The sequence below is a fragment of the Brevibacillus parabrevis genome, assembly GCF_022701015.1.
Classification (GTDB): Bacteria; Bacillota; Bacilli; order Brevibacillales; family Brevibacillaceae; genus Brevibacillus; species Brevibacillus parabrevis.
This window is the reverse complement of the sequence record NZ_CP064090.1, coordinates 3,876,740-3,887,562: the sequence shown is the minus strand read 5'-3', so window position 1 is coordinate 3,887,562 and position 10,823 is coordinate 3,876,740. Positions and strand designations below refer to the sequence as shown.

At 54.0% G+C, this 10,823-nt stretch carries 1 protein-coding gene; it reads right to left on the bottom strand.

Going from position 1 to position 10,823, the window contains the following annotated elements:
- Positions 1–40: 40 nt before the first annotated feature.
- A complete protein-coding gene (locus IRJ17_RS18010) occupies positions 41–10,807 on the bottom strand; it encodes a non-ribosomal peptide synthetase (protein ID WP_242771370.1) in 10,767 nt (3,588 codons plus the stop codon).
- Positions 10,808–10,823: the final 16 nt, after the last annotated feature.

Sequence of the window (10,823 nt, the reverse complement as noted above, 5' to 3'; positions counted from 1 at the left end):
CCACTTTTATTGGAGGAAAATCAATTTTGTTGTCGCCGGATCAAATCCATTCCAGGATGTTTTCCAGCTCCTCCATGGACAGCTCTTCATCTCCCAGGTCGCTCGGGGTGTACTCGCCTTCTTCTTTTGCCATGCAATGCTCGATGATGCCTAGCAAGTGCTTCCGGTAGCTGTCTGCCAGGCTGGCAATCGTTTTTTCCTCATATTGGAGACGGCTGTACCCTACGCTGATCCGCAGCTCGCCGTCCTCGATCATGGCGGAAATGTCCAGCAGGAACACTCGCTCCGATTCCGGGCTGAACAACTGCCCTGTTCCGAGCGGCGAGAATGTAAACCCGCCTGTTTTTCCGTCCGACTCGAATTGACCGAGATAGTTAAAGCTGATTTCCGGCCGCAGCGTAAAGGCTAATGGCGGCTGCAACTGGCTTGTCGTCAGCGTGCGCAAAATCTCGTAGCCGATCCCTTTTTTCGGAATCCGCCGCAAGTTTTCTTTGGTTTGCTTGATCTGGTACGGCAAGTCCTCGGCTTTTTCCATGTCGAGCACCACCGGATATTGCGAAGTGAACCAGCCAATCGTGCGCGTGACGTTCATTTCGTTCTGGATGTCTTCGCGCCCATGGCCTTCCAGATTGATGACGACGCCATTCGTATGTGCCCAGTCTTTTACGGCCAAGCCGAGCGCTGTCAGCAGCAGGTCGTTCATCTCTGTGTGATAGGCATGATGAACGTGACGCAAAAGGTTTTCTGTCTGCGGGACTGTCAGCGCGAACGACAGTGTCCGCGTATGTTTTTGCTTGCGATCTGCCGTGACAAAATCTGTTGGCAGTGCCGCAGTCGTCGTTGTAGTCTCCAAGTTGTGCCAATATGCCACTTCCCGCAACAGCTCGTCGCTGTCCGCGTACTTTTGCAATTGAGCCGCCCAGTCTTTGAAGGAGTCCGTCTTTTTCGGCAAGACGATCTCCTGCTGATGGAGAGCCTGCGAGTAGGCTGAGGAAAAATCTTCGAACAAAATGCGCCAGGAGACGCCATCCACGACAAGATGGTGGATCGCGACCAGCAAATGATCCCCGTCTTTTGTGGCGAACAGAGCCACGTGAACGAGTGGGCCGTGCTCCAAATCGATGCTGCTCTGGATCTGATCAGACAGCTCCAGGATGCGAGCTTCGCTGTTCGCGTGATTTTTCAAATCATAAGAGTAGAAACGGAAGCGCTCGTCGGTCAGCCCGCGGTTGATTTGCTTGATCGCCCCGTCCTCTTGCTTGTAGACCATGCGCAGCGCATCGTGATGCTCGACGATTTGCTGGAACGCTTGCCGCACGAGTCCCTCGTCAAAGCCGTCCTCGCGAAACAGCATGACAGCCTGATTCCAATGGTGACGATCCGTGAAGTTGTTCGCGAAGAACCATTTCTGGATCGGTGTCAAGGCAATCTCGCCTTCTACGACACCCTGCTCGCTCTCTCGGCTGTTCGGGATGACGCGCAGAGCAGCTTCTTCAATCGTCGGGTACTGGAACAGTTCTTTCATCGCAAGCGTCCAGCCTGACGCATTCAGGCGGGTGGATACCTGGATCGCTTTAATCGAATCGCCGCCCAATTCAAAGAAGTTGTCTTGCGTCCCGACTTGCTTGATCCCCAGTACATCTGCCCAGATGCCAGCCAGCAACTGTTCCAGCTCGGTTTGCGGCGCTGCATATTGCTCAGTCCGGTTCTCCTCCTGGTTCGGCTTCGGCAGCGCTTTTCGGTCAATCTTGTCATTCGGTGTCAGCGGCATCTTTTCCAACTGGATAAAGAAGGCGGGAACCATGTAGTTCGGCAACTCGTTTTCCATATAGGCTCGAAGTTGCGCAGGCGTGGCTTCTCCCTCCGCTACGTAGTAGGCGCACAAGTAAGCTTGGCCGCGGTCGTCCTCATGTGTGATGGCAGCTGCCTCTTTGACCGTGTCATACCGCAGCAGCACGCTTTCCACTTCGCCGAGTTCCACACGATGTCCGCGAATTTTCACTTGGTGATCGATTCTGCCCAGATACTCGATAGTTCCATCTGGCAGCCATCTTGCCAGGTCGCCTGTCCGGTACATCTTTGTTCCTGGCACAAACGGGTTGTCGACGAACTTCTCGGCGGTCAGCTCTGGACGATTCCAATAGCCTCTCGCCAGCGACAAGCCGCTGATGCACAGTTCTCCCATCTGCCCCGGCGCTTTCAACTGCAACTGGTCATCCACGATGTACAGCTTGGTGTTCTGAATCGGTTTGCCAATCGTGATCGTTTCGACTGGCTCATCCGATTTGGCTTTCCACAGTGTCGCGCAAACGGTGCTCTCTGTTGGGCCGTATCCATTGACATAGGTGACTTTTTCTTTCCATTTATCCACCAATGCAACGGAGGAAGCCGATCCGGCTGTAATCAGGGTGCGTAACGACGGCACCTGCTCCGGCTCCAGATAAATCGCGTACGTCGGCGGCAAAGTGAGGAAGGTGATCGCGTTATCGCGAACGTATTCGGCGAATCGTTGAAAATCGTTGATGACGTCTCGGGACAAGACGTACAAGGTCGCTCCCGACAGCAACGGGCCAAACATATCCCACACCGATGCGTCAAACGAGATGCTGGCAAAATGCCCTGCCCGATCTTGCGGCGTGACGCCTAGATGATGGGCAAATACCGCTTGCAGATTCGCTACCCCTTTGTGCTCCAGCATGACGCCTTTTGGCTTGCCCGTCGTACCGGACGTGTAAATGATATAAGCCAAATCAGACGGTGTGTTTGCGCACGGCAGGTTGTCTGTCTGTGTTGCGTAGCTTCCAGGGTCATCCACATCAACGACTTCGGACTGACTGCTCACTTTGTGCAGCAAGTGCGCATGGGTCACCACCAGTTTTGCCTGGCTGTCCTCCAGCATGTAGCGGATTCGCTCTTCCGGATAATCAGGATCGACGGGCAAAAAGGCGCCGCCCGCTTTTAACGTGGCAAGCGTGGCAATGACCATCTCGGCGGAACGCTCTACCAGCAAAGCGACGATCTGCGCTGGCCCGACTCCTTTTTCCCGCAAAACGGCTGCGAGCTGGTTCGCTCTTTCATTCAGCTCCCGGAACGACATGCGCTTTTCTTCGAATACGAGCGCCGTGTGCTCAGGCATTTTTTCCGCCAGCTCTTCAAAAAGCTGCTGGATCGTTTGATCTGCCCGGTATTCTCTGTGCGTATCGTTGAACGCCACCAGCAGCATTTGCTTTTCTGCTGCTGTCAGCATCTCGATCTCTTGCAATTCATTTTCCGGATTGGCCGTGACCGCCCGCAAAATTTGCAAGAAGTGGTGCGCCATTCGTTCTACGGTTTGTTGCTTGAACAGCTTGGTGCAGTATTCCAGGCGCAAGAACAGGTCGGTTTCCCGCTCGGTCAGATGGAACGACAAGTCGAATTTCGCCACGTCAAGCGCGCTGTCCGATTCATAAGGGCGATAGACGAGCTGATCCAGCGTTTTTGCGTGCAGCTCATCGTTTTGCAGGATGAACATGGTGTCAAACAGCGGATTGCGCCCCGGATCGCGCGGAATGCCCAGCTTTTCCACAAGGCTTTCAAACGGGTAGTCCTGGTGGTCGAAAGCATCGAGCGCGTTTTGCTTGACCTCCTGCAAAAACTGCTTGAATGTCTTCTCGGCGGTCGGTTTGTTGCGGATCGCCAGCGTATGGACGAACATGCCGACGACAGGCGCAAGCTCGGCGCGTGACCTGCCGGAGATCGGCGTTCCCACGATGATGTCGTCTTGCCCAGCGTATTTTGCGAGCAGCACGTTGTAGGCGGCCAGCAAAACCATAAACAGCGTCGTATTCGTATGCGCAGCCAACTCGTGCAAAGCACTGAGCAGCTCTTGGTCCATGGACAGGGTGACTTGCCCCCCTGCAAAACTTTTCACGGCTGGGCGCGGAAAATCTGTCGGCACATCGACAGCGGTGATATTTCCAGCGAACGTGCTCAGCCAATACGCTTCCTGCTGCTTGAAGGCATCCGACTCATGCAAGGCTTTTTGCCAGACAGCAAAATCTTTGTACTGGATGCGCATTTCCGGCAGTTCTCTTCCCTGGTACAATTCAGCCAGTTCATCGAACAGGATCGTGATCGATGCGGCATCGGCAGCAATATGGTGCATGTCGTACAGGAGCAGGTGACGCTCATCCGCGAGTTTCACCAGGCTCATGCGGAGCAATGGCGGCACAGAAAGATCAAACGGACGGACGAACGCGTGGAAAAGGTCATCGATCTGCTGCTCCTCTGCCGTCACATACTCCATGTTCACGGCCACGCGGTCATGAATTTTTTGCACCAGCTCGTCCCCGACCATCTCAAAAGACGTCCGCAAAATATCGTGACGATCTACCAACGCTTGCAGCGCATTCGCCAATTGCTCGCGATCGAGCTTGCCTTCCAGCATGATGATGCCTGGCGTATTGTAGCTGATTCCGGCACCTTCGAGCTGATGGAGCAAGTACATCCGCTGCTGAGCAGAAGATACCGGATAATACGCTTGCGGCTCTGCCGGTTGAATGGCGGCGGCGGCTGCCTGTTCGCTGTGTTCGATCAAGCGGGCCAAGTCCCGGATGGTTGGCGCTGCAAAAAACTGCTTCAGCAAAAGGTCGATTTGAAACTCGCGATGCACTTGCGCCACAACCGTCATCGCTTTCAAGGAATGACCGCCCAGCTCAAAAAAGTGATCCAACACCCCGACGCCGGAAATCCCCAGCGCATTCTCCCAAATGGCGACCAGCTTCGCCTCCACTTCTGTAGCGGGTGCGACATAAGCTGCTCCTGTTGCAGGCTTTCCTTCCGGCTTGGGCAGTGCTTTGCGGTCGACCTTGCCGTTTGGCGTGAGCGGCAAAGCGTCCAGTTGAATCAAGTAGGTCGGGACCATGTAGGCCGGAAGCTCTCGCAACAAATGCGCGCGAAGCTCGGACTCCTCTATCGCCGCTTTTCCCGTGACATACGCAGCCAGATAGGAATCGCCGCGATCGTCCTGATAAGCGACGACGATAGCTTCATTCGTCTGATCGTAAGCGAGCAAAACCGCTTCAATCTCCCCGACCTCAATCCGGTATCCTCTCACCTTGATCTGGTCATCGACGCGGCCTATAAAATCAATCGTGCCGTCGTGGAGCCATCTGCCCAGATCGCCTGTTTTGTACATGCGCTCTCCCGGAACAGCTCGATTCGCCACGAATTTCTCCGCAGTAAGCTCCGGCTTTTTCCAATAGCCCCGCGCCAAGCCGTGACCGCCGATGCAGATTTCCCCTACCACCCCGACAGGCAGCAGTTGATGGTGCTGGTCTACGATGTAAATGGCGGTGTTGGCAATCGGCCGCCCGATGGTGATCGGCTGATCTGGCTGTGTATCTCGCAGGTAGGTGGCCATGACGCTGCTCTCCGTCGGACCGTATGCATTCATCACGCTCATCTGCGGATGCATCGCTTTGCACAGCTGAACAAGCTTCGGCGACAGCTTTTCGCCCCCGAGCATGACTGCCTGGATGGAGCGGATGTCTGCCGGAGTGCTGCACTCCAATATCGCCTGGAACATACTGGGCACGAAAACGACGTAGCTGCATTTCCAAGTGGCAATCAGGTTGCGCAGCGCGATCGGATCTTTGGCTTCGTGATCCGGCATCAGGACGACCGTGGAGCCTGATACAATCAACGTAAAGAAAGTAAGGGCAAAGGCATCGAAAGCAAAGGATAGCGACAGCGTTCCACTGTCCCGGACAGAAAGGGCAAACTCGTCCCTGTTCCACGTCACACTGTTGACGATTCCCCGATGCTCTACCATGACGCCTTTTGGCCTGCCTGTCGTACCGGATGTGTAGATGATATAAGCGAGATCAGCAGCGGTATGGATCGGCTCGATGTTTTCCGTCTGAGGCGAGTAGCTGCCCTCCTCATCCAGATACAGGCATTCCACGTTTGCGGTCATCTTTTCGGCGAGCTGCTGCTGGGTCAGCACCAGACTGGCTTCGCAATCTTCCAGCATGTAAGCAATCCGCTCATTCGGATAATCCGGATCGATCGGCACATACGCCCCGCCCGCTTTGAGAATAGCGATAATTCCGATCGCCATTTCCAACGATCTTTGCGCCATGATCCCTACGCTTTGCTCAGCCTGCACGCCTTTTGCCCGCAAAGTGTGCGCGAGCTGGTTGGCCCGCTCGTTCAGTTCGCGGTACGTCAGTCGTTTGTCACCGAAGACGACGGCGGTTTGCTCAGGAGTTTTCTGTGCCTGATCTTCAAACAGCTGCGACAGCGTGCTCTCCGCTGGATACAGGGCGGCCGTGTCGTTGAAGTGAACGAGCAGCTCCTGCTTCTCATGCGCAGTCAGCATCTCGATTTGCGCCAGCTCCTGCTCCGTGTTTGCGCTGACTGCCTGCAAAATTTGCAAGTAATGAAGCGACATGCGCTCGATCGTCTCGCGTGCGAACAGCTTGGTGCAAAATTCGAAGCAGAAGGAAAGTCCCGCCTGGTTTTCGCTTGCTTCCAGCGACAGATCGAACTTGGCGACTTCCCCCTCTGGCACATAAGGCGTCACGGTCAGTCCATCCAGCTCGATCAGGTCGGCATCCATGTTTTGCAAAATGAACAAGGTGTCGAACAGCGGGTTTCGGCTCCGGTTTCGCTGGATCGCCAACTTTTCGACAAGCTCTTCAAACGGATATTGCCCGTGTTCAAAAGCGGCCAGCGTGTTGTCTTTTACCTCCAGCAAAAATTGCCGGAACGTTTTGGTCGGCGCAGACTGATTGCGCATCGCCAGCGTGTTGACGAACATCCCCGTCATGCTCTCCGTATCCGGGTGCACCCTGCCGGCAGTCACGGTGCCGATCATCACGTCATCCTGCCCGGAGTATTTGGAAAGCAGCACATGATAGGCTGCGAGAAGCACCATGTACAAGGTCGTGCCTGTCTTTTGGGCTACGTCCTGCAAACTTTCCAACAACTGTTTTTCTGTGCGGAACAAATAACGTTCGCCCTCAAAGCTTTGAACAGCTGGCCGCGGGTAATCCATCGGCAGGTTCAAAACCGGGATTTCGCCCGCAAATCGATCGAGCCAATATTTTTCCTGTTTTTGGTAATCGTTCGTTTGTGTCCACGCTTTTTCCCAAACGGCGAAGTCTTTATAGTGAATGCGCTGCTCTGGCAGAGCTTTGTTTTGATACAAACGGGAAAAGTCATTCAGGATGAGCTGAGAAGAGACTCCGTCCGAAATGATATGGTGCATGTCGATGATCAGGACGTGACGGTTCTCTGCGAGCTTCACCAAGCCAACCCGGCATAGCGGAGCTGTTTCCAGATCAAACGGCTGCATGAACCCCAAAATGACCTCGTTCACTTGCTCTTCCGCCGTTTCCAAGTAAACAATCGGCAAGTGGCCTTGCTCATGGATGCGCGAAACTGGCTCCCCGTTGATCGTATGAAACGACGTGCGCAACGACTCATGGCGAGCCACCAGGCTGGAAATGGCGTGCTCCAGCCGAGCTTTATCCAGCGTTCCTTCGAGGATCATCGCGACAGGCAGGTTGTAAACCGTACTGTGCGGATCGAGCTGGTTTAAGATGAGCATGCGTTTTTGCGCAGACGACACGGGATAATACGCTTGGGGCTCGGCCTGGGGAATGGCGAGATACGCGCTTTCCTCCCCGCCTTCCACATACGCTGCCAGCGCTTGAATCGTCGGTTGCTCAAACAGGACGCGCAACGGGACATCCGCCTGGCATTCCTTTTGGATGCGGGAAATGAGCTGAATCGCTTTTAACGAATGGCCGCCCAGCGTGAAAAAATGACCCTGAATGCCGATCGGCGACACGCCAAGAATTTGCTCCCAAATCGCGACCAGCTTTTGTTCCAGCTCAGTCGTCGGGGCGACGTAATCCGCTTTCGTCTTGGCACTTCCTTCCGGCTTCGGCAAAGCTCGCCTGTCTGTTTTTCCGTTCGGCGTGACTGGAATCCGCTCCAGCGTCACGAAAAAGGAAGGGATCATATACTCCGGCAACGCTTGCGCCAAGTATGCCCGCATCTCTTCGTCGCTGAGCGCTTTTTGCAGGACGACATAGGCGCACAAAAACTTGCCGCCTGTCTCGTCTGCTCGATCGATAACCACCGCTTCCTTGATGGCGGGATGGTTGAGCAGGCGCGATTCGATCTCTCCCAGCTCGATGCGATGGCCCCTGATTTTTACCTGATGGTCGATTCGGCCCAAAAATTCGAGCTGGCCATCCGGCAACCAACGCGCCAGGTCACCCGTTCGGTACATTCTTTCGCCTGGCTGATACGGATTGTCGAGAAACTTCTCCGCGGTCAGCTCCGGCTGGTGCAAATACCCTCTTCCTACGTTTGCGCCGGAAATGTACAACTCCCCGACGATCCCCTCCGGCTTCAATTGCAGCCCTTCATCCAAAATGTAAATGCCTGTGTTGCTGATCGGCTTTCCGATGGGCGGCAGCTCTGGTATCGCCTGTCCCGGGTCCATCGTGCATGTCGTCACCACATGCGTCTCCGACGGGCCGTAGTGATTGTGCAAAAATACGCGATGCTGGCGCAGATACTTTTGCAGCTCGTGTGTGACGACGAGTTGTTCCCCGGCCGTGATGATATGTTTGACACAACGCGGGAAGCTTTGCGCGTAGTCTTGTTCGTTAAAAATAAATTTCAGGAAGGACACCGGGAGAGACAAAATGCTGATCTGCTTTTCCTGGATGAAAGCAAACAGCTTTTCCACATGCCGTCTCAGCTCGTTCGTGATCAGGTAGAGCTGGCCCCCGGATAGCAGCGTGGAGAAAATTTCCTGGTAGCAAACATCAAAGCTGCACGTGGTATACTGCAACACTTTTTCATGAAAAGCGATGTTCGTCTGATCAAACGTAAAATGCATCAGGTTCGCCATGTTGCGATGCTCCAGCATGACGCCTTTCGGTTGCCCTGTCGTTCCGGACGTATAGATGATGTAAAACAAGTCATGCGGCTGATTGAGCGATTCGATAGGGGCGCGGCTCTCTTCCCCGATCACCGCTGTGTTGATGTCAATTGTTTCTGTAGGCGTGGTCACTTTTGCCCGCAAATGATTTTGCGTCACGACCAATGGAACTCTGCTATGCGTCAGCATGTAAGCGATTCGTTCGGCAGGCAGCTCCGGGTCAATCGGCACAAATGCGCCGCCTGCCTTCAAGACGCCGAGGATTCCGACGATCATGTCCAGCGAGCGATCCAGCAGCGTGCCGACAAGACTGCCCGTGCCAATGCCTTTTTTGCGCAAAAAGCGGGCGAGCTGATTGGACTTTTCATCCAGCTCCCGATACGTCAGGTGCTGATCCGCGAAGACTACCGCCACTTGCTCGGGCGTTTTTTCTGCCTGCCACGAAAACAGCTCGTGCATGGTTGCGGCAGGATAGTCAGCCGCTGTTTCCGTACGCTTTGCCAACAGCTGGCTAGTTTCTGCTTCTGTCAGCAACGGAATCTGGCAAAGCTCGACTCCCGGATTGTTTGCCACGCAATCCGCGATCTGTTGGAGGTGCCCCGCCAGTTTTTGCACGACCTGTTCGTCAAACAGAGCCGCATTGTAGTCAAAACGGAAGGCAAGCTCTTCTTTTGGCATCACCATGACAGTCAAGTCGTAATTGGTCGGCTCGAACATTTCCACAGCAGTAATCGTGAAGCCGATCTGCTGGTTCAAGGCTTTTTTCTGCAAAGCCTCTACTAGCGGGTAATTTTCGATGACCAGCAGGTGGTCAATCAGCTCCTGCTTCAAGACGGACTGAGTTTGAATGTCGTACAAAGGCACGTGCTCATACGGCTGTGATTGCAAAGTTCTTTTGTGCACAGCCTGCAACAGCTCGGAAAACGTTTGACCAGCTTTCGCTTGCACCCGGAATGGAATCGTATTGATAAACAAGCCAACCATTTTGTCGATTCCGACGATGTCTGTCGGGCGTCCGGATACAACAGAGCCGAACAGCACATCATGGGCCGCATTGTATTTTTGCAGGAGAACTCCCCAGATCGTTTGAATCACCGTCGATAGCGTCACTTGATTTTGACTGGCGATGGTCCCGAGCTGCTTGGTCAAGGTACGGTTCAGCGAAAAGCGGTATTGGGTTGGTTGAAATGCTTTGGCGAAGGCAGCTTCCTTCTTCGGCAAGGTAGTCTTTTGTTCATAGGCTTCCAGATAGTCGCTCCAATAGTTGAGAGCGGCCTGTTTATTTTGCTTTTCCAGCCAGTTGATAAAGCGACTGTATGGCTGTACGGGCTCCAGGGAGAGTGCCGTCTTGTTTTGCAAGGACAAGTAGATGGCAAGCAAGTCATCAAAAATAATGCTGAAGCACCAGCCGTCCATGAGGATGTGATGAAAGCTCCAGATGACCTGGTAGTCGTGCTGGGACATTTGGAAAAGGGCGACCCGCATCAACGGGTCTTTTGCCAGATGAAACGTCTGCTCCTGATCCGCCCTTTTGTATTGCGTATAGCGAAGTTGTTTCTCGGACTCGTCGCAGGCAGACAAGTCGTAAAATTCGATCGGAATAGGCCGTTGCTTCAAGACAACTTGCAAAGGCTGCTTCAGCTTTTCATAGAGAAATAACGTGCGGAATACATCGTATCTCTCTACCAGCACATGCAGGCTATCCGTAAATAGCCCAACATCAAGATCGCCCTGCAACGAAATCGACATCTGTACCAGATGCGAGTTGTGCTCTTGATCGAGCAAGGCGTGAAACAGCATCCCCTCTTGCATCGGGGTCAACGCATACATATCCTGAACTTGTTCTTTGCTAAATACACTCATTACGGCACCTCGGATA

Coding starts and splice junctions, on each gene's coding strand:
- IRJ17_RS18010 (WP_242771370.1), bottom strand. CDS start 10,807: ATGAGTGTATTTAGCAAAGAACAAGTTCAGGATATGTATGCGTTGACC.